The organism is Fluviibacter sp., from assembly GCF_057744235.1.
This window is the reverse complement of sequence record NZ_JBIJFP010000004.1, coordinates 1-20,087: the sequence shown is the minus strand read 5'-3', so window position 1 is coordinate 20,087 and position 20,087 is coordinate 1. Positions and strand designations below refer to the sequence as shown.

The following is a 20,087-nucleotide window of genomic DNA, read 5'->3' as shown; positions in this document are numbered from 1 at the left end:
ATTACAATAGAAGCGTTTGGAATAAGCGGGCATCGTATAGTGGCATTACCTAAGCTTCCCAAGCTTATGAGGAGGGTTCGATTCCCTTTGCCCGCTCCAAAATCAAGGCGACGATATGACATGGTGCAGCACAATGTACGAATTGTGAAAGTGTTGCACTAAAATAAACCAGCAAAAACAAATATTAAGGCTGACATTGCTCGGAAAAAATGCGATATTGCATCGCATTAATTATGCCAATAGCCTGAGACTGTAATGCCCGATTCAAGCCGTATCAAAAACGCGCAGCTGCGCAGCAAAATCATGTCTGCCGAAGAGGCTGCCAAGCTGATTCCCAACCACGCCAACATCGGGATGAGCGGTTTTACCGGTTCAGGTTATCCGAAGCAGGTGCCTGCCGCGCTGGCCAAACGGATTATGGACGCCCACCTGATGGGTGACGACTTCAAGGTCGGCCTCTGGACCGGGGCCTCGACGGCGCCCGAGCTGGATGGGGCCTTGGCCATGGTCGATGCGGTGGATCTGCGTTTACCCTATCAGTCGGACCCGATCTCGCGTAAGCGGATCAATGCTGGCGAAATGGAATATATCGACATGCATCTGTCGCATGTCGCACAGCTGGTCTGGTTTGGCTTCCTGGGCAAACTGAATACTGCGGTGATCGAAGTGGCCGGCATCCGGGAAGACGGTAGCCTGATTCCTTCTTCCTCCGTCGGTAATAACAAAACCTGGATTGATCTCGCGGATCAGGTCATTCTGGAAGTGAATTCATGGCAAAGCCCGGAACTGGAAGGGATGCACGACATCTATTACGGTACCGAGCTGCCTCCCAACCGCCAACCGATTCCGCTGGTGCAGGTGGGTGACCGTATTGGTGAGCAATACTTGCGCTGTGATCCGAACAAAGTGGTGGCGGTGGTCGAAACCGATGCCCCGGATCGTAACTCGCCTTTCTCACCACCCGATGCCAGCTCACGCGCCATTGCTGGTCACATCATGGAATTTCTGGAGCACGAGGTCAAAAAAGGCCGCTTGCCAGCGAATCTGCTGCCGCTGCAATCCGGCGTCGGCAATATCGCGAATGCCGTACTGGATGAGTTGAGTAATAGCCGCTTTGAAGGGTTAACCTCTTACACCGAGGTCCTGCAGGACGGTATGCTTAAGATGATTCAGGAAGGCAAGCTGGACATGGTCTCAGCAACTGCCTTCTCTTTGAGCCCGGATGCGTTGGAAACGCTGATGGCCGATCTGCCCCAGTACAAGAGCCGCATCATCCTGCGTCCGCAGGAAATCAGCAACCATCCGGAAGTGATTCGTCGCCTCGGCGTGATCGCCATGAACGGTCTGATCGAAGCCGATATTTTCGGCAACGTGAACTCCACGCACATCATGGGCAGTGGCATCATGAATGGGATTGGCGGCTCGGGCGATTTTGCCCGCAACGCCTTCCTGTCGATTTTCATGACACCGTCGACCGCCAAGGGAGGGGCGATCTCTGCCATCGTACCGATGGTGTCACATACCGACCACACCGAACACGATGTCCAGGTCATTGTCACCGAACAGGGATTGGCCGATTTACGCGGACTCTCGCCCAAGCAACGGGCCAAGGTCATTATTGATCGCTGTGCGCATCCGGATTTCCGTCCGGCGCTTAAGGAATACTTCCGCCGTGGCGTGCATTACGCACCGGGCAAGCAAACGCCGCACCTGCTCGAAGATGCCTTTAGCTGGCACCTGCGCTATTTGCAGACCGGTCACATGTAAACCAGCCGCTGGGAGCTGCCGAGAGGAGGTTCCGGATGCTAGAATCGGCGCATGAAAATCACCGTCAACGGTAAAGAACATGCGTGCGCCGATACAGCGCTGGTCAGCGATCTATTGGCCGAGCTTGAGCTCGTCGGACGACGCGTTGCCGTTGAGCGCAACGGCGAAATCGTACCGCGTAGCCTGCATACATCGGTGATGCTGCAACCGGGTGATCAGATCGAAATTGTTGTCGCCGTCGGCGGAGGTTAACCGTGCAACACCAGGATGCTTTGAATACTGTCACGATTGGCAGTAAAACCTATCGTTCCCGCTTGCTGGTCGGCACCGGCAAATACAAAGATTTCGACGAGACCGGCCGGGCAATCGCCGCTTCAGGTGCTGAAATCGTTACGGTGGCCATCCGGCGCACCAACATCGGCCAGGATGCCGGCGCCCCGAATCTGCTGGATGTCATCACACCGGATCGCTACACCATTCTGCCCAACACCGCTGGTTGTTATACCGCCGATGATGCGATCCGCACACTGCGCCTGGCCCGCGAACTCCTAGATGGACACCCGTTGTGCAAACTGGAGGTGCTGGGCGATCAGACCAGCCTGTTTCCGAACATGCCGGAAACCCTCAAGGCCGCTGAAGTGCTGGTAAAAGAAGGTTTCGAAGTCATGGTTTACTGCTCGGACGACCCGATTCAGGCCAAAATGCTTGAAGACATCGGTTGCGTCGCCATCATGCCGCTGGCTTCATTGATTGGTTCAGGCATGGGTATTCTGAACCCCTGGAATCTGCGCCTGATCCTTGATCAGGCCAAGGTGCCGGTCATTGTGGATGCCGGCGTCGGCACCGCTTCCGATGCCACCATTGCCATGGAGCTTGGCTGTGCCGGTGTGCTGATGAACACGGCAATCGCTCACGCCCAGGATCCGGTGCTGATGGCAACCGCCATGAAGCTGGCCGTTGAATCCGGCCGAGCCGCCTATATGGCCGGACGTATGCCGCGCAAGTTTTATAGTGCCGACCCCAGCTCGCCCACCACAGGCCTGATTGGGCGCAACTAAATCGAAACCATTTTGAAGCTGCGCCTGCGGTGTTGCACAGTCAGCCTGGGTCTACTGCTCGGCAGTGGGCCCACGTTGCTTTTTGCAGCAGACACGACCGAACCACAGCGACCCCATACGTATGTGTTTAATCAGCCAGAACTGGTAAGCATCCAACGGGTTTTCGGTGTCGCTAACGCCACGGTCATGCTGGGGACTGCGTGCCATGCATTCCCGGCCGCAACCGCAGCTTATGAAGCATGGCTGACGGAGAACCAGTCGACCATGCAGACACTGACGGCAACGTTAGCCGTGCATTACCGGATTGCACTAGACACCCCGAATCAGCAAGCGCGTGTGGCACAGGCCATGCATCTGAAGACATCACTGGATCTCTCGCCCGCCGCTCTGGATGAGGCATGCCCGACACTGGCGGACACGCTGGTGCTGCCGCAGATGAATCTGCAGCAGCGCTACCGGGATACCCTGGCCGAGGTGAGCGATCCGAATTATCTGAAGCTTAAAAACAAGCCGGCCCGACCGGCGAGCGCCACAGAGGTGAAAGTGACCACCCCGGACGCGGAAACAGCAATGGAACAGACACCATGAATGAAAAACGCACACAGGTCCTCAGCGATCTCCCGGCGCATCTGCGTCGTATACGTAGCTTTGTGCGTCGTGAAGGGCGGCTGACCGATGCGCAGAGCACAGCAATCACCCAGGGTTGGCCACAGTGGGGCGTCGATTACACACCGGCCATTCAGGATTGGAACGAACGTTTCGGCCGTCAGGCTCCTCGCTTTCTGGAGATTGGTTTCGGCATGGGCGGTGCAACGGCGGAAATCGCCAAAAATCATCCGCAACATGATTACCTGGGTATTGAAGTGCATCGCCCCGGTGTGGGCAATCTGCTGAAACTCATCGAGCAGGCGGGTTTGACGAACCTGCGCTTGATGACGCACGATGCCGTAGATGTCGTTAACCAGATGATTGCGCCGGACTCGCTGGATGGCATTCTGGTGTTCTTCCCCGACCCATGGCACAAAGCACGCCACCACAAACGACGTCTGATTCAGCCGGAATTTGTGCGTACGCTAGTCTCCCGCCTTAAACCTGGCGGGTCGATCCACTGTGCGACCGACTGGGAAAACTATGCCGAGCAGATGCTGGAAGTGCTGAGCGCCGATCCGCAACTGGAAAACACGGCAACAGATTACGCCGAGCGACCTGCCTACCGCCCGCTCACCAAGTTTGAGGCACGCGGCCTGCGGCTAGGCCACGGTGTGTGGGATCTGGTATTCCGGCGGAAATGAGTTAGAGAAAACGCTGGAGCAGCACGTTCAGAAAGCGCCGGCCTTTCAGGGTGGGGCGCAGATGCTGACCCGGCGTCACCCATTCCAGAAACCCATCGCGGACAGCGGCATCTACCTGGCGGCCGACCAGCAGCCAGGGTAATCCGGTATAGCGTTCATAGAGATCGATGCCGAAGCCCTGGTTGAGGCGCAGCGCATTCATCATGAATTCACCGGTCAGATCGGCGGGCAGAATCGGGTCGTCAGTCTGAATAAAATCCCCGTTTTCAATAGCGGCCAGATAGGCCCGGGGCGATTTATGGCGCATCTGACGACGCGCACCCTCGTGATTCGTCAGCTTGCTGTGCGCCCCCGGGCCGATGCCCAGATAATCGCCGAAGGTCCAGTAATTCAGGTTATGCCGGCATTGATGACCCGGGCGGGCAAAGGCCGAAGTTTCATAGTGCGTATAGCCCGCTTCGGCCAGGCGGTTTTCCAGCCCATCCTGGATCTCGGCACAGGTATCGTCATCGGGCAATCCGGTAGGCGGCATCGCTGCAAAGGGGGTGTGCGGCTCCAGCGTCAGCTGATAACAGGAAAAGTGTGGCGGGTTAAAGGCCAGTGCTTGGTTGATATCGGTCAGTGCAGCAGCTGTGTCTTGCAGCGGTAGACCGACCATCAGATCAAGGTTAAAGGTATCGAAGGTGCGGGCGGCAGCTTCAATCGCCGCGATGGCCTGTTGCTGGTCGTGAATGCGGCCCAGCGCCTGCAGGCTGGCATCGTTGAAGCTCTGAATACCGAGGGAGAGGCGATTAACGCCCGCCGCCTTGAAACCGGCGAAGCGCCCGGCATCAACCGTGCCGGGGTTGGCCTCCAGCGTGATTTCGGCCTGCGGCGACAGTGGCAGCAGCATGCGAAATCCGGTGATCAATCGATCAATGGCGGCCGGCGATAACAGGCTGGGCGTCCCCCCGCCAAAGAACACCGTCTCGATACGGCGTCCCCAGATACCGGGTAATGCGGCGGTCAGATCCTGTAGCAACGCATCAACCAACGCGGCTTCCGGCAGATGCTCGGGTGCCGCGTGCGAATTGAAATCACAGTAGGGGCACTTACGGACACACCAGGGGATGTGCACATAGAGTGATAACGGCACGGCCTGCGTAAAGTTGGGTTTCAAGACGCCTGCAGCCGCTGCACGCGACCCGGGCTTAGGGACGAATGTGATGGTTTGCACGGCTTATAGATCGGGCAACTGCATCAGCAATTTGTGCATGGCGATACCGCGATGCGAACAGGCGTTTTTTTCCTGAGGAGCCATCTCGGCAGCCGATTTGCCTACTGTGGGAATCCAGAAGAGCGGATCGTAACCAAACCCATCGGCCCCCCGAGCCTCCGTCAGAATTTCGCCATGCCAATTGCCTTCGGCCATGATGGGCTGCGGGTCGTCTGAGTGACGGACCAACACCAGGACGCTGACAAAATGCGCTGCCCGATCCACTTGGCCTGCCAGTGCTGTGAGCAAGTGAGCATTGTTCCGCGCGTCTGACTTGGGTTCACCGGCATAACGTGCCGACAGGACACCGGGCGCGCCCGCCAGCGCACGGACACAAAGCCCCGAATCATCGGCCAGCGCCGGTAGCCCACTCAAACGGGCGGCGTGGCGCGCTTTGGCCAGTGCGTTTTCGACAAAGGTCGGAAAGGGTTCTTCGGCTTCGGGAATGTCAAGCTGCCCTTGTGGAATCAGTTCGATGCCCAGCGGGATGAGCAGCTCACCGAGCTCTTTGAGCTTTTTGGCATTGTTCGAAGCCAGGACCAGCTGCTTCATGACGTTCAAACCTTCACGGCCTGGGTTTGTGCGGCAATCAGTTGGCGAATACCGGCATCAGCCAGATCCACCAGCTGCGTCAGTTCGTCACGACTGAACGGGGTCCCTTCGGCGGTGCCCTGAATCTCGACGATACCGCCACCGCCAGTCATGATGACGTTCATGTCGGTATCGCAGTTGGCGTCTTCGGCATAGTCCAGATCGAGGACTGGCTGACCCTCAAAGATTCCCACCGAAATCGCCGCCACATGATCGCGAATCGGGTTGGTTGCCAGCGTGCCTTCGGCCACCAGTTTGGCGCAGGCATCATGCAGTGCTACCCAGGCCCCGGTAATGGCTGCACAGCGCGTGCCCCCATCCGCTTGCAGCACATCGCAATCCAGCGTGATTTGGCGTTCACCCAGGGCGACCAGATCTGTCACCGCCCGCAGGCTGCGCCCGATGAGGCGTTGGATCTCCTGGGTACGTCCGGTCTGTTTGCCTTTGGCTGCTTCGCGCGCGGAGCGTGTATGCGTCGCGCGCGGCAGCATGCCATATTCGGCCGTGACCCAGCCTTGGCCCTTACCGCGCAGCCAGGGCGGCAGGTTGGTTTCCACGCTGGCCGTGCAAAGCACGCGGGTCTGTCCCACCTGAATCAGCACCGAGCCTTCGGCGTGAGCCGTGTAACCACGGGTCAGGGACAGCGGGCGTAATTCATCAGATTGACGTTGGCTCGGACGCATGAGGGTTCCTATCGTTTAAACTCGTCGGCATTGTACGATTTTTACCCGAATTCAGGATGTCCGCATGATTGCCAGCATGACCGGCTTTGCCGCTATCACCCGCCCCATCGCCGGTGGTACCTTGACCTTTGACATCAAAAGCGTCAACTCCCGTTTTCTCGACCTGGCCTTCCGCTTTCCGGAAGAGCTGCGCGAACTAGAAATGCCCTTGCGTGAGTTACTGGCCAAACAACTGGCCCGCGGTAAGGTCGAGTGCCGTGCCGGTTGGGCGCTGGCGGCTGGCGACACGACGGAAACATTGGATCCGGAACGGATGCAGGCACTTTTAGGACTGGCTCAGGAAGTGCAATCGATCTTCAAGGACAGCCGCGATCTGAGTACCGCTGATGTACTGCGCTGGCCCGGCGTGGTGCGCACGGCGGCGCTAGATTGGAGTGCACTGCTACCCGAGTACCAGGCCATGGCCGCCGAAGCCATTACGAATCTGAAAGCCGTACGACAGCGCGAAGGCCAGCGCCTGGCCGAACTGATCAAGGAGCGCACCGCCGCCATGCGCGCGCTGGTGGCCAAAGCTGATCCGCTGATTCCTGCTGCTCAGCAGGCCTATGCTGACAAAGCCCGGGCTAAACTGCTGGAAGTGATGGGTAATGCGGAAGACGAGCGCATCCGTCAGGAGCTCACGCTGTACGCCGTACGCACGGATGTCGCTGAAGAATTAGGTCGTCTCAAAGTCCATCTGGAAGAAGTGGATCGCGTGGTTGCCACACCGGGTCAAGCCGGCAAGCGACTGGATTTCCTGATGCAGGAGCTGAACCGTGAAGCCAATACACTGGGCTCCAAATCCGTAAGCAGCGAAGTCTCGGCTATCGCCATGGAGCTGAAGCTGCTGATCGAACAAATTCGCGAACAGGTGCAGAATATCGAATAACCCGCCGCTTGCACCCTATGGGTAACTTGGCAAAAAAGGCAGAGCACACATGACGCAGAACACCTCCATTGGCCCCGGCAGTCTATTTGTGATTGCCGCCCCCTCTGGCGCCGGCAAAACCACATTGACCCGCATGGCGCTGGCGCAAAATCCTCGTCTGGCACTGTCGATTTCGACAACGACCCGCACGCCGCGCCCCGGTGAAGAGAACGGGGTGCATTATCACTTTGTGTCAGTAGAAACCTTTCGCCAGATGCAGGCGACAGGCGACTTTCTGGAATCGGCCGAAGTTCACGGTAACTTTTATGGCACCAGCCGTCAGGGCATTGAGACCCTGTTACAGGCTGATCGGGACGTGATTTTGGAGATCGACTGGCAGGGTGCTCAACAAGTGCGCAAGGTTTACCCGGCGTCGGTCGGTGTCTTTATTGTGCCGCCGTCATTTGATGTGCTGGAAACCCGATTACAGGGCCGCGGCCAGGATTCGCCCGAGATCATTGCCCGTCGGGTTGCCAATGCCCGTGAGGAATTGGCGCATCTCAACGAGTTTCCCTACGTTATAATTAACGAAAATCTGGAAGAAGCGCTGGCTGAATTGCTGGCCGTGTTTGCTGCGGCCCGGACGCGACTGACCAATCAGTCGCAACGCCATTCAGCCCTGATGGCTTCCTACCTCCATCGCTAATTGAACGGAAAACACCATGGCACGTATCACTGTCGAAGATTGCCTGAATCGCATCCCCAACCGCTTCCAAATGACGCTGGCAGCCACTTACCGCGCCCGTCAGCTGGCCAACGGTGCTACGGCGCACGTTGAGCCCGATATGGATAAGCCGACCGTCATCGCGCTGCGCGAAATCGGCGAAGGCTTGGTCGGTGCCGAGATTCTGAATCGCCCTCAGGCCTGAGTTAATGGCTTAGGCGGAAGATTGAGGGTACATCATGAACACGGAAGCCCGTGCCCCGGTGAACCCCGACATTCCGCCTGATTTGCCACCGGCCCTAGGGCCGGATGACCCGGCTTACCGGGTTTTTATTGATAGTCTGGATTACCTCCCCGCTGCCGATCTGGCACGGGTAGAAGAGGCCTTTGTCTTTAGTGAACGGTGCCATCGGGGGCAGAATCGCACCTCCGGCGAACCTTACATTACACACCCCCTAGCGGTGGCTGGTGCCTTGGCCGAATGGAAAATGGATGCCGTCGCCATCATGGCGGCATTACTCCACGATACGATTGAAGATACCGGTGCCACCAAGGAAGACCTGACGCAACGATTCGGCAAACCGGTTGCCGATCTCGTCGAAGGCCTTTCCAAGCTGGACCGCCTGGAATTTGCCAGCCAGCACGAAGCACAGGCGGAAAATTTCCGCAAAATGCTGCTGGCCATGGCGCGCGATATCCGCGTTATTCTCATCAAGCTGACAGATCGTCTGCACAACATGCAGACGCTGGGCTCAATGCGCCCGGACAAGCGGCGGCGCATCGCCCGCGAAACCTTGGAAATTTACGCCCCGATTGCCAACCGCCTGGGGTTGAATACCCTGTTCCGTGAGTTGCAGGATCTGGCCTTCCAGAACATCTATCCGCACCGCTACGAAGTGCTGGTCCGCGCCGTTAAATCCGTACGCGGCAATCGCAAGGAGATGGTGCAACGGATTCTGACCAGTCTGTCCGATAAATTGGCGCAAGCCGGGGTCAGGGCCGAAGTGTTCGGTCGACAGAAAACGCTCTACTCGATCTACCGCAAGATGATCGAGAAACATCTGTCGTTTTCCCAGGTGCTGGATCTCTATGGTTTTCGTGTCGTCGTTGATGATGATGCCAGCTGCTACCTGGCGCTGGGCGCGCTGCATGCCCTGTACAAACCGCTGCCGGGAAAATTCAAGGATTATCTGGCCATTCCCAAAGTGAATGGCTATCAGTCGTTGCACACCACGCTAATCGGCCCCTACGGCACGCCCATCGAAATCCAGATCCGCACACGGAACATGCATCGCCTGGCCCAGGAAGGCGTCGCCTCTCACTGGCTGTACAAGGAATCTGGCAAGTTCTCGGATGATCTGCATCACAAAACGACCAAGTGGCTGGAGTCCCTGGTCGAAATGCAATCAATGAGCGGTGACTCCTCCGAATTCTATGAACATGCCAAGGTGGATCTCTTCCCGGATGAGGTTTTCGTCTTTACACCCAACGGCAAAATCCTGACGCTGCCGCGTGGTGCCACGGCCGTGGATTTTGCCTATGCCGTTCACACCGACATTGGCAACCGTTGCGTGGCGGCCAGAATCAATCGCGAATTTGCGCCCCTGCGCACCGAGCTGCAGAATGGCGATCAGATTGAGATTGTGACTGCGGTGATTCCGAACCCGAATCCCGCCTGGTTGAAGTTCGTCAAATCCGGTCGCACCCGTAGCAAAATCCGCCACTTCCTGCGTTCTGCACATCACGAATCCTCTGCCGCACTGGGTAAGCGCATGTTGTCAAGCGAACTGGCCCGTTATGGTCAGCGCTTGCAAGATGTGCCCGTTGCCGGCTGGGGTCGGGTGCTGGATCGCTCGGGCGCTCAGGCCGAAGGCCACATACTCAGTCAAATTGGCACAGGTCAGCGTCCGGCGGGCGATGTGGTCGTCGAATTGCTTGGTCTCGATCCAGCCAAGGCACTCCCTAAGGCGGCGAGCGCACCCGTGATGATCAACGGCGCGGATGGTGTCGCAGTGCATCTCTCGACCTGTTGCCAACCAATCCCCGGCGACCCGATTGTGGGTTCGCTCGATGCCAACCGCGGCCTGGTTGTGCATACGCATGATTGCCTGAAGATTCGCCGGCATCTCGGGCAGGACGCCCAGAAATGGGTGGATGTGGAATGGGCACCGGAAATCAACAGTCAGTTCGACGTACGAATTCGTGTCGAAATCCGTAACCAGCGTGGTGTACTCGCCAAGATTTCTGCCGCGATCGCCGAGGCTGATTCCAACATCGTCCATATCAGCATGGATGACGCCGGCGGCATGTATACCACCCTGTTCTTTACCCTGCAGGTGCGGGATCGCAAACACCTCGCCCGCGTCATGCGTGGGGTCCGACACATTCCTGAAGTATCACGCATTGCCCGGGTTCGGGAGAGCGAAGAGCGCGCTTCATGAAAATTATCGTGATCGGTGCCGGCGTAGTCGGGACAACGACGGCGTGGTATCTGTCGCAGGCCGGGCACGAAGTCACGGTTATTGATCGTCAACCGGGTGCCGGCCAGGAAACCAGTTTCGCGAATGGTGGACAGATTTCCGTCTCGCACGCCGAGCCTTGGGCCAACCCCGGCGCGATCGGAAAAATTTTGCGCTGGATAGGCCGGGAAAATGCCCCACTGCTGTTTCGCTGGCGACTGGACCCGGAACTATTTCGCTGGGGTCTCCGTTTTCTCGGTGAGTGTCGAGCCCCACGCACCCGGGCCAACATCCGGGCCATCGTCAATCTGGCAATCTACAGTCGGGCCTGTCTGCAGCAACTGCGTGACCAGACCGGGATTCAATATGATCAGCTGACCCGTGGCATTTTGCATTTTTACACGGACGAACGCGAATATGAGCATGCCGCCATGGCGGCTGAACTCATGCGTGATTACGGACTCGATCGGCGCGCCGTGGATGCCGCCACCTGTGTGCAGATTGAACCCGCCCTCGACGATGCCCGCCACCTCATCGTGGGTGGGCACTTCACCCCCTCGGATGAATCCGGTGATGCGCATCTGTTTACACGACGCCTCGCTGAGCTGGCCCAGGCTCAAGGTGTTCAGTTTCTGATGGGGACACCCATCGTTCGTTTACGCGGTGACGCGACGCACATTGATAGTATTGAACGGTATAACGGCGAGCGCCTTCAGGCGGATGCTTATGTTGTGGCCTGCGGCAGTTTCAGCAACCATTTGCTGGCACCACTCGGCTTGTCGGTACCGATCTATCCAGCCAAAGGCTATTCAGCCACGTTCACGCTGGCCGAGGGCGAAAATTTTGCACCATCGGTTAGCCTGACGGATGACGGCCACAAGATCGTATTCTCTCGCCTGGGCAATCGCTTACGTATTGCTGGTACCGCAGAAATGAACGGCTACAACATGGGGCTCAATGCTGTGCGCTGTGCCGCTATTGCCGAACGCACACAACAGATTTTTCCGCACCTGCGCACCGTTGGCGTACCGGAGTACTGGACCGGCCTACGGCCGGCAACGCCCTCCAACGTGCCGCTTATCGGCCGCGCACAACCCGGCAACCTCTTTCTCAATACGGGGCATGGCACGCTGGGCTGGACGATGGCCTGTGGTTCCGGCAAAGCGTTGGCCGACATGATTTCCGGCATCCGTCCGGAAACGGATTTTCCGTTTCTCTATCGCTATTGATCGTGATGCCCCATGTCAGAACCACCCCTGACCTGGATTGATACCCACGTTCACTGGGACGCGCCGGAGTTTGATGCCGACCGCGACGCGGCTTTGATTCGGGCGCGCAACGCCGGTATCACGCACTGCATTAATCCTGCGGTCACAGCCACCGGCTTTAAGGCACTCCAGACCTTAGCCGAGACCTCCGCACAGCGTCCGGATTGGCCGCGCATTCTCCCGGCCTACGGTATACATCCACTCTATGTCATGCAGGCCCAGCCAGACGATCTGGCACAGCTTGAAACGCAGCTACGCTCAACGCACGCCGTCGCCGTTGGTGAAATCGGGCTCGACCGTTTTCGCGGTGCCCCCGATTTTACAACACAACAATACTGGTTTGAGGCACAACTGGCACTGGCGGCGACCCATGCGTTACCGGTGATCCTGCACGTTCGCCATGCCGTGGAAGATGTGATCCAGTCCTTGAAACGTATCCAGGGGCGCTCCAAAAAAATTCCCGGCGGTATCGCGCATGCATTTAATGGCAGCCGGGAACAAGCGGATCAACTGACGCGCATGGGCTTCCTGCTCGGCTTCGGCGGCAGTTGCACTTACGAAGGCTCAACACGGATTCGTGCTGTGTTGCAGTCACTGCCCCCCTCGGCTTTTGTACTGGAAACCGATGCGCCCGATATGGCACCCGCCTGGTTACACGGTCAACGAAACGAGTCTTCACAATTACAACGCATTGCCGAGACGGTTGCGTCGTTGCGCGAAGAGTCTTTGAGTGCGTTGGCAAAATCAACAACTGAAAATGTCCGTTGCATTTTCTTTACAGACCATGATGGTGCACGCACACAATTAGTCGGTTTGTGAAGAGAACTCGCCAATACCTTGTTGAAACAGGGTTTTTTGCGTGTTCGTCGCGATCATCAAAAACGGTTTTGGTGCACGGCCCAACACACCGCCCCGCTGAAAGCGCCACCTGACAAGGCTTACAGCGGGCTTACCCAGAAAAAATTCATGAAAACTCTTGTAAAAACCCTCAGAAATCAGGGCATAATGGTTTCACGCGATCAGCTCATGTGTAGCTGGTTCTAAAGATTTTGTACAAACCATTGGGAGACACCCTTATGAATAAAGCTGAACTGATTGAAGTGATTGCTAAAGATGCCAAGCTGAGCAAAGCCGCTGCACAAGCTGCTCTGGATGCCACGGTTGCCGCCGTTGTTAAGGCTGTGACCAAGGGTGACTCGGTGAGCCTGGTTGGTTTTGGTTCGTTCTCGAGCGGCAAGCGCGCTGCCCGTACCGGTCGCAACCCGCAAACTGGCGAAACTATCAAGATCCCGGCCGCCAAGACTGTGAAGTTCTCGGCTGGCAAGGCATTCAAGGACGCCGTGAACAAGCGCAAGTAATCGCGCCTGTCATGCTAGAACGGCTCGCTTCGGCGAGCCGTTTTTTATTGCGCCGCACTTTGCCTTTCACGGCGCAAAAGAGGAAAATCATCATTTCGTTTGCGTTTCTCTGACCGAAACGCAACTGTCTGATCAATCCACCCGAAAGACGAGAGCCCATCGGGTGAAGTTGGAGTCTGCCATGCAGAAGGACCTGCGCGAAGCCGCGCTGGAGTACCACCGTTTTCCGACTCACGGAAAAATCTCTGTCACCCCGACCAAAGGGTTAACCAACCAGCGCGACCTGGCACTGGCCTATTCGCCAGGCGTTGCCTTCGCCTGTGAAGAAATCGAAAACAATCCCGATGAAGCCGATACGCTGACTGCACGCGGCAATCTGGTCGGCGTGGTCACCAACGGTACGGCGGTACTCGGCCTGGGCAATATCGGCCCGCTGGCCTCGAAGCCCGTCATGGAGGGTAAAGGCTGCCTATTCAAGAAATTCGCAGGCATCGATGTCTTCGACATCGAGCTGGCCGAGAATGACCCGGACAAGCTGATCGAGATGATTGCGGCGCTGGAGCCCACGCTCGGCGGCATCAATCTGGAAGACATCAAAGCGCCGGAGTGTTTCTACATTGAGCGCGAACTCAAGAAGCGGATGAAGATCCCTGTCTTCCACGACGATCAGCATGGCACCGCGATTATTTCCGCTTCGGCACTGATCAACGGCCTCAAGGTCATTAAGAAACATATCGCCGAAGTCCGCGTCGTGGTGTCGGGTGCCGGTGCAGCCGCGATTGCCTGTCTGGATCTTTGGTGTGAAATCGGTGTCATGCGAGAACACATTACCGTCTGCGACTCCAAAGGCGTGATCTACGTCGGCCGTGAAGAAAACATGGAGCCAACCAAAGCCAAGTATGCTCAGCAGACCGAGGCACGCACACTGAAAGATGCGCTGGTCGGTGCGGATGTGTTCCTCGGCCTGTCGGCCGCTGGCGCACTGAAAGCCGAATGGCTGCCGCCGATGAATGAAAACCCGTTGATCTTCGCGCTGGCCAACCCCACGCCTGAAATCATGCCGGAAGAAGCCCGCAAGGTGCGGCCGGATGCCATCATCGCGACCGGTCGTTCGGATTATCCGAACCAAGTCAATAACGTGCTCTGCTTTCCGTTTATTTTCCGTGGAGCACTTGATGTTGGCGCGACCACGATTACGGAAGAAATGAAACTGGCTTGCGTCTACGCCATCGCTGAACTGGCCGAAGTGGAAGTCTCCGATGAAGTGGCCATGGCCTACGCCGGCCACAACCTGCACTTTGGCCCGGAATATCTGATTCCGAAACCCTTCGATCCGCGTCTGATTACACGGATTGCGCCGGCCGTTGCCAAAGCTGCCGTCAGTTCGGGCGTAGCGCGGCGACCAATCGCCGACATGAATGCCTACATCGAACGTCTGAAAGAGTTCGTTTATCACACCGGCCTCGGCATGCGCGCCGTATTCGTCGCCTGCAAGGAAGGCCCTCGCCAGCGCATTATCTTTGCCGAGGGCGAAGATGAACGTGTCCTGCGCGCCACACAGATCATTCTCGAAGAGCAGCTGGCCACACCGGTGCTGATCGGCCGCCCGGCGGTTGTTGAGAAGCGTCTGCAGCGGGCCGGTCTGCGCATCAGGCCGGGTGTGGATTTCGAACTGGTCAATCCGGAAAATGACCCTCGCTATCGCGACTGCTGGATGGCTTATCACAAGCTGATGGCTCGCCGGGGTGTGACCCCGGCAGTGGCTAAATCCGCCATGCGTCGCGATACCACACTGATGGGTGCCATGCTGATGAAGCTGGGCTTCGCCGACGGCATGATCTGTGGCGTCCTCGGTCAGTACAGCGACCACCTGCAGGTGGTCAACGAGGTAATCGGCAAACGCTCAGGCGTTAACGTCTTTGCCGCCATGAACTATCTGATGCTGCCCGGTCGGTCACTGTTCATTGCTGACACGCACGTGAACGAGAATCCGAACGCCGAACAAGTGGCCGAGATTGCCATGCTGGCTGCCGATGAAGTGAAACGTTTTGGTGTTCATCCGAAAGTGGCGCTGCTATCGCATTCCAACTTTGGTTCATCCTCGTCAGAGTCGGCTCTCAAGATGAGCCGTGCAGCGGCATTGCTGCCCGCACTGTCTTCCGGCGAAATGGATGTCGATGGCGAAATGCATGGTGACTCCGCCCTGTCAGAAGAAATCCGCCTAAGCGCCTATCCGGACTCCGCGCTCAAGGGCGAGGCCAACGTGCTCGTTATGCCGAATCTGGATGCTGCCAACATCTCGTACAACCTGATCAAAATGATCGGTGGTTCGGGAGTGACCATCGGGCCAATCCTGCTCGGCGCGGCGCATCCGGTGCACATCCTGACCTCATCATCGACGGTACGCCGCGTAGTCAACATGACGGCCATGGCCGTGATGGATGCGCTTCAAGCCAAACGTTCCTGAAACCGGCTTGCCGTTAACGATTAAAGAGACTAGAGTCATTTAGTACCCTGCCAACCGCGGGGATTAGAATAACCCAAGGAGATGTTCGTGAAAAAAACGATTCTGATTGCCAGCACGGCATTGCTGTCGGCTTCTGCTTTTGCTGCCGCACCCGCTGCGCAACAGCCCACCCATCGGGCCACCAGTACAGCTGAAATGGTCGCCCTTTGCAAAGACAAAGCCAACGCACCGGTACAGGCCTACTGTAATGGCTTTGGTCAGGGCGTGTATGACACGTATCTAGTAACCCGCCACCCGAAGTTTGCCCAGAACAAGATCTGTGTTTCGCAACCGGCACCGCAGCGTCAGCAAGTACTGGATGAGTATGTGACCTGGGCCGGCAACAAGCCGGAAATCAAGGATATGCCGGCCGCCGAATCGGCACTGCGCTTCCTGACCGAGCGCTTTCCCTGTGCAAGCAGCAAAGCTGGCAAGTAATCTGAATACGGAGTACACACCATGAAAAAAACGTTGATCATTGTTCCGGTGGTTGCCGCCGTCCTCACGGGTTGCTCGGGCATGAGTGATACCCAGCAGCGCACCCTGTCGGGTGGTGCCATTGGTGCCGCTGCCGGTGCGGGTATTACCGCGATTGCTGGCGGTAATCCGATCTGGGGTGCCGTGGGTGGTGCTGCCGTCGGCGCGATCGGTGGCTACGCTTATGACTCTTATGAAAAGTCGAAGCAGCAACAGTACAACAAGGGCTATCAGGCGGGCAAAGCCTCTGGCAGCAACTAAGACACTTCAAAAATGTGTCCTGAATTCGCATTCGGGAGCCTCAAACAACGAAGGGTGCCATGGCACCCTTCGTTGTTTTTAACGACTGGTTTTTTCTTAGCTTTTGCGTACAACCTGGCTGATGTCACGCACAGCACCACGATCAGCGGACGTCGCAAACAACGCGTAAGCCTTCAGTGCCTGACTAACCAGACGTTCACGTGCTACGGGCTTCCAGGCTTTTTCGCCACGGGCGTTCATCGCAGCGGTACGTGCTGCCAGATCGTCTTCGCTAACGGCCAGGTGAATCCGGCGGTTCGGGATATCAATTTCAATCGTGTCACCGGTTTCCACCAGACCAATTAGACCACCATCCGCGGCTTCCGGAGAAACGTGGCCTATGGATAGACCCGATGTGCCACCGGAGAAGCGGCCATCCGTCAGCAACGCACAGGCTTTGCCTAGGCCGCGTGATTTCAGATAGGAGGTGGGGTACAGCATTTCCTGCATGCCAGGGCCACCTTGCGGGCCTTCGTAGCGAATCACGACTACATCGTTCTCGACCACTTCACCCGAAAGAATGCCTTCAACGGCATCTTCCTGGCTTTCGTAAACGCGAGCCTTGCCCGTGAACTGTAGAATGGATTCATCCACACCTGCTGTTTTAACGATACAACCATTCAACGCCAGGTTGCCGTGGAGCACGGCCAGGCCGCCATCCTGCGAGTAGGCGTGGGCACGATCACGGATACAGCCGTTGGTACGGTCGGTGTCCAGATCATCGTAGCGACGGTCTTGCGAGAACGCGGTTTGTGTCGGTATGCCACCGGGTGAAGCACGGAACAGGGTTTGCACACGTTCATCGGTGCTGCGTGTGACATCGTATTGATCCATGGCAGCACCCAGCGTTGGTGCGTGCACGGTGGGGGTGTCGCGATGAATCACACCAGCGCGATCCAGTTCAGCCAGCAGGCCGAGAATGCCGCCGGCACGATGCACGTCTTCAATATGATATTTGTCTGTCATGGGAGCGACTTTGCACAGGCAGGGCACATGCCGCGAAATGCGGTCGATATCCTGCATGGTGAAATCAACACCCGCTTCTTGCGCGGCGGCAAGAATGTGCAGCACGGTATTGGTGGAGCCGCCCATTGCGACATCGAGTGCCATGGCGTTTTCAAAGGCCTTCTTGTTCGCGACATTGCGCGGCAACACCGACGCATCATCCTGCTCGTAGTAGCGCTTGCAGAGTTCGACAATGCGCTGACCAGCACCGAGGAATAGCGACTTGCGATCGGCGTGGGTAGCGACCAGGGTGCCATTGCCTGGCAACGACAGACCCAGGGCTTCGGTCAGGCAGTTCATCGAGTTTGCGGTAAACATGCCGGAGCATGAACCGCAGGTTGGGCAGGCCGAGCGCTCAACCGCTTCGACTTCTTCATCGGAGCATTTCGAATCAGCCGCTTTCACCATGGCATCGACCAGATCGAGTGAAATCACCTTGCCACCAATTTTGACTTTGCCGGCTTCCATGGGGCCACCCGACACAAAAATCGCCGGGATATTCAGGCGCAGGGCTGCCATCAGCATGCCCGGGGTGATCTTGTCGCAGTTAGAAATGCAGACCAGCGCATCGGCGCAGTGGGCATTGGCCATGTATTCCACCGAGTCTGCGATCAGTTCGCGTGATGGCAGGGAATACAGCATACCGCCGTGGCCCATGGCAATGCCATCATCAACCGCAATGGTGTTGAACTCTTTGGCAACGCCGCCCGCCGCTTCAATTTCACGTGCGACCAGTTGGCCCAGATCTTTAAGATGCACGTGGCCCGGCACGAATTGCGTAAATGAATTGACCACCGCAATGATCGGTTTACCGAAATCGCCGTCTTTCATGCCGGTGGCGCGCCATAGCGAGCGGGCACCAGCCATATTGCGGCCATGGGTCGAGGTACGGGAGCGGTATTGCGGCATAACGGATCCTTTAGGAACAAACAGACGGGCTTTGCCTGAGCCGAGGGCTCATCGTGGCCTATAATTTCGTTATTCTATCGCCACAGCAGGGTTTTGCTGTGAACTTTACAGGTTGCTATGTCTTATCTGATTCACCCGCAGTTTGATCCTGTTGCTATAAGTGTCGGCCCGCTGTCAGTGCATTGGTACGGCTTGATGTATCTGCTGGCCTTCGTGCTGTTTGTGGTGCTGGGCCGGGTGCATGCCAAGCGGCTGCCCGCGGCGGGTTGGACCAATCAGGCCATCGACGATCTCCTTTTTTATGGCGCACTGGGTGTAGTTCTGGGCGGGCGGCTGGGTTATGTGCTGTTCTACAAGGCCGGGTACTACCTGAGCCATCCGCTGGAAGTCTTTGCTCTCTGGCAGGGTGGCATGTCGTTCCATGGCGGTTTGCTGGGTGTGTTGCTGGCGATGTGGCTTTATGGCCGCAAGCATGGGCGCAGTTTTTTTGAAGTCACTGACTTTATTGCCCCGTTGGTGCCGCTGGGTCTTGCGGCAGGGCGTATGGGTAACTTTATTAACGGTGAGCTGGTGGGCCGTGTGACCGATGTGCCCTGGGCGATGATTTTTCCGCGGACGGATTATTTTCCGCGGCACCCATCGCAGCTGTATCAGTTTGCCTGCGAAGGCTTGCTGCTGTTTGTGCTGCTCTGGTTATATGCCGCCAAGCCGCGACCACGAGCTGCGGTTTCAGCCGTTTTCCTGATGGGCTACGGCCTCGCGCGTTTTGTCGCGGAATTTGGCCGTGAGCCGGATGATTTTCTCGGGTTGCTGTTTGGCAACCTATCGATGGGGCAATGGTTGAGTTTGCCCATGATTCTTGCTGGCATCGTAATGTATCGCTATAGCCAGCGCCAACCTGTTTAATCGTTAAGGAGTATCCGTATGACGCGTCCATTCAAGATTCTCGGCGTACAGCAAATTGCCATTGGCGGCCCTTCGAAAGAAAAGCTACGCACGCTGTGGGTCGATATGCTCGGCCTTGAGATTACCGGTAACTTTGTATCCGAGCGTGAAAACGTGGATGAAGACATCACCGCGATGGGCAAGGGCCCGTTCAAGGTAGAAGTCGATCTGATGCAGCCGCTGGATCCGGAAAAGAAACCCGCTGTTCATGCGACACCACTTAATCATATCGGTCTGTGGGTCGATAATCTGCCTGTCGCTGTGGAATGGCTCACCAACAACGGCGTTCGTTTTGCGCCGGGCGGCATCCGTAAAGGCGCGGCTGGTTACGACATTACGTTCATGCACCCTAAGGCCAATGATGAATTTCCGATCGCGGGCGAAGGCGTGCTGATCGAGCTGGTACAGGCACCGCAGGAAGTGATTGATGCGTTTGCCAAACTGGCCGGCTAATTGGTCCGCGCTGAACAACCCATCATTTTCATCAGGCGGGCTGCAGCGCTGGGGTTGGCTGAGATAGATGAGCCAGAATCTGCTGCCAGATTTGGGTACAAAGAAGCTGCAGCTTCTTGAGCAGCAGGCG

General features: G+C 57.2%; 21 protein-coding genes and 1 tRNA gene. 18 read left to right on the top strand and 4 right to left on the bottom strand.

Features of this window, described 5'->3' with window-relative positions; translation table 11 throughout:
- Window positions 1-25: 25 nt before the first annotated feature.
- From AC3GOJ_RS03840 to trmB, 6 genes are all read left to right on the top strand, one after another.
- Window positions 26-99: transfer RNA gene (locus AC3GOJ_RS03840), tRNA-Gly, on the top strand.
- A gap of 156 nt (window positions 100-255) precedes the next feature.
- Window positions 256-1,767, top strand: coding sequence for a succinyl-CoA:acetate CoA-transferase ScpC (scpC, locus tag AC3GOJ_RS03835; RefSeq protein WP_488236147.1), 1,512 nt, complete (start codon window positions 256-258; stop codon window positions 1,765-1,767).
- A gap of 51 nt (window positions 1,768-1,818) precedes the next feature.
- Complete coding sequence (gene thiS, locus AC3GOJ_RS03830) at window positions 1,819-2,019, top strand: sulfur carrier protein ThiS (RefSeq protein ID WP_488236146.1); 201 nt, start codon at window positions 1,819-1,821, stop codon at window positions 2,017-2,019.
- Between the two features lie 20 nt (window positions 2,020-2,039).
- Entirely contained in the window at window positions 2,040-2,825 is a 786-nt protein-coding gene (locus tag AC3GOJ_RS03825) for a thiazole synthase (protein ID WP_488236218.1), read from the top strand.
- Between the two features lie 12 nt (window positions 2,826-2,837).
- Window positions 2,838-3,413, top strand: coding sequence for a hypothetical protein (locus tag AC3GOJ_RS03820; RefSeq protein ID WP_488236145.1), 576 nt, complete (start codon window positions 2,838-2,840; stop codon window positions 3,411-3,413).
- On the top strand, window positions 3,410-4,117 hold the full coding sequence (gene trmB / locus AC3GOJ_RS03815) for a tRNA (guanosine(46)-N7)-methyltransferase TrmB (RefSeq protein WP_488236144.1): 708 nt from the start codon (window positions 3,410-3,412) through the stop codon (window positions 4,115-4,117). Before AC3GOJ_RS03820 ends, trmB begins: the two co-directional genes overlap by 4 nt.
- Before the next feature lies 1 nt (window position 4,118).
- Here the strand turns inward: trmB and hemW are convergent, their stop codons facing one another.
- The 3 genes from hemW to rph are packed head-to-tail and all read right to left on the bottom strand — an operon-like array spanning window position 4,119 to window position 6,646.
- Window positions 4,119-5,333: a radical SAM family heme chaperone HemW gene (gene hemW, locus AC3GOJ_RS03810; protein ID WP_488236143.1), complete on the bottom strand. Its 1,215-nt coding sequence runs from the start codon at window positions 5,331-5,333 to the stop codon at window positions 4,119-4,121.
- Between the two features lie 3 nt (window positions 5,334-5,336).
- The gene (gene rdgB, locus AC3GOJ_RS03805; protein ID WP_488236142.1) at window positions 5,337-5,924 is read right to left on the bottom strand and encodes an RdgB/HAM1 family non-canonical purine NTP pyrophosphatase; all 588 of its coding nucleotides are present in this window, start codon (window positions 5,922-5,924) and stop codon (window positions 5,337-5,339) included.
- 5 nt (window positions 5,925-5,929) lie between these two features.
- Window positions 5,930-6,646: a ribonuclease PH gene (gene rph, locus AC3GOJ_RS03800; RefSeq protein WP_488236141.1), complete on the bottom strand. Its 717-nt coding sequence runs from the start codon at window positions 6,644-6,646 to the stop codon at window positions 5,930-5,932.
- Between the two features lie 64 nt (window positions 6,647-6,710).
- Here rph and AC3GOJ_RS03795 point away from each other — a divergent pair, with 64 nt between their 5' ends.
- The 10 genes from AC3GOJ_RS03795 to AC3GOJ_RS03750 all read left to right on the top strand — a co-directional run bounded on the left by AC3GOJ_RS03795 (window position 6,711) and on the right by AC3GOJ_RS03750 (window position 16,606).
- Entirely contained in the window at window positions 6,711-7,574 is an 864-nt protein-coding gene (locus AC3GOJ_RS03795; protein WP_488236140.1) for a YicC/YloC family endoribonuclease, read from the top strand.
- Between the two features lie 49 nt (window positions 7,575-7,623).
- On the top strand, window positions 7,624-8,259 hold the full coding sequence (gmk, locus tag AC3GOJ_RS03790; protein ID WP_488236139.1) for a guanylate kinase: 636 nt from the start codon (window positions 7,624-7,626) through the stop codon (window positions 8,257-8,259).
- Between the two features lie 16 nt (window positions 8,260-8,275).
- Window positions 8,276-8,482, top strand: coding sequence for a DNA-directed RNA polymerase subunit omega (rpoZ, locus tag AC3GOJ_RS03785; protein ID WP_488236138.1), 207 nt, complete (start codon window positions 8,276-8,278; stop codon window positions 8,480-8,482).
- A gap of 34 nt (window positions 8,483-8,516) precedes the next feature.
- Window positions 8,517-10,718, top strand: coding sequence for a RelA/SpoT family protein (locus tag AC3GOJ_RS03780; protein WP_488236137.1), 2,202 nt, complete (start codon window positions 8,517-8,519; stop codon window positions 10,716-10,718).
- Entirely contained in the window at window positions 10,715-11,965 is a 1,251-nt protein-coding gene (locus tag AC3GOJ_RS03775) for a D-amino acid dehydrogenase (RefSeq protein WP_488236136.1), read from the top strand. The genes AC3GOJ_RS03780 and AC3GOJ_RS03775 overlap by 4 nt, the downstream gene beginning before the upstream one ends.
- 12 nt (window positions 11,966-11,977) lie before the next feature.
- Window positions 11,978-12,823, top strand: a complete 846-nt coding sequence (locus tag AC3GOJ_RS03770) for a TatD family hydrolase (RefSeq protein WP_488236135.1) — start codon at window positions 11,978-11,980, stop codon at window positions 12,821-12,823.
- Window positions 12,824-13,080: 257 nt separating this feature from the next.
- Entirely contained in the window at window positions 13,081-13,362 is a 282-nt protein-coding gene (locus AC3GOJ_RS03765) for an HU family DNA-binding protein (RefSeq protein ID WP_488236134.1), read from the top strand.
- Between the two features lie 181 nt (window positions 13,363-13,543).
- Window positions 13,544-15,829: an NADP-dependent malic enzyme gene (locus AC3GOJ_RS03760; protein WP_488236133.1), complete on the top strand. Its 2,286-nt coding sequence runs from the start codon at window positions 13,544-13,546 to the stop codon at window positions 15,827-15,829.
- A gap of 87 nt (window positions 15,830-15,916) precedes the next feature.
- On the top strand, window positions 15,917-16,306 hold the full coding sequence (locus AC3GOJ_RS03755; protein WP_488236132.1) for a Rap1a/Tai family immunity protein: 390 nt from the start codon (window positions 15,917-15,919) through the stop codon (window positions 16,304-16,306).
- Between the two features lie 21 nt (window positions 16,307-16,327).
- Complete coding sequence (locus tag AC3GOJ_RS03750; protein WP_488236131.1) at window positions 16,328-16,606, top strand: YMGG-like glycine zipper-containing protein; 279 nt, start codon at window positions 16,328-16,330, stop codon at window positions 16,604-16,606.
- 96 nt (window positions 16,607-16,702) lie between these two features.
- On the opposite strand, the gene ilvD is transcribed toward AC3GOJ_RS03750, so the two are convergent.
- A complete protein-coding gene (gene ilvD, locus AC3GOJ_RS03745; protein WP_488236130.1) occupies window positions 16,703-18,559 on the bottom strand; it encodes a dihydroxy-acid dehydratase in 1,857 nt (618 codons plus the stop codon).
- Between the two features lie 117 nt (window positions 18,560-18,676).
- On the opposite strand from ilvD, the gene lgt reads away from it, so the two are divergent.
- A complete protein-coding gene (gene lgt, locus AC3GOJ_RS03740) occupies window positions 18,677-19,465 on the top strand; it encodes a prolipoprotein diacylglyceryl transferase (RefSeq protein ID WP_488236129.1) in 789 nt (262 codons plus the stop codon).
- Window positions 19,466-19,483: 18 nt separating this feature from the next.
- Window positions 19,484-19,957: a VOC family protein gene (locus AC3GOJ_RS03735; protein ID WP_488236128.1), complete on the top strand. Its 474-nt coding sequence runs from the start codon at window positions 19,484-19,486 to the stop codon at window positions 19,955-19,957.
- Window positions 19,958-20,087 lie beyond the last annotated feature (130 nt).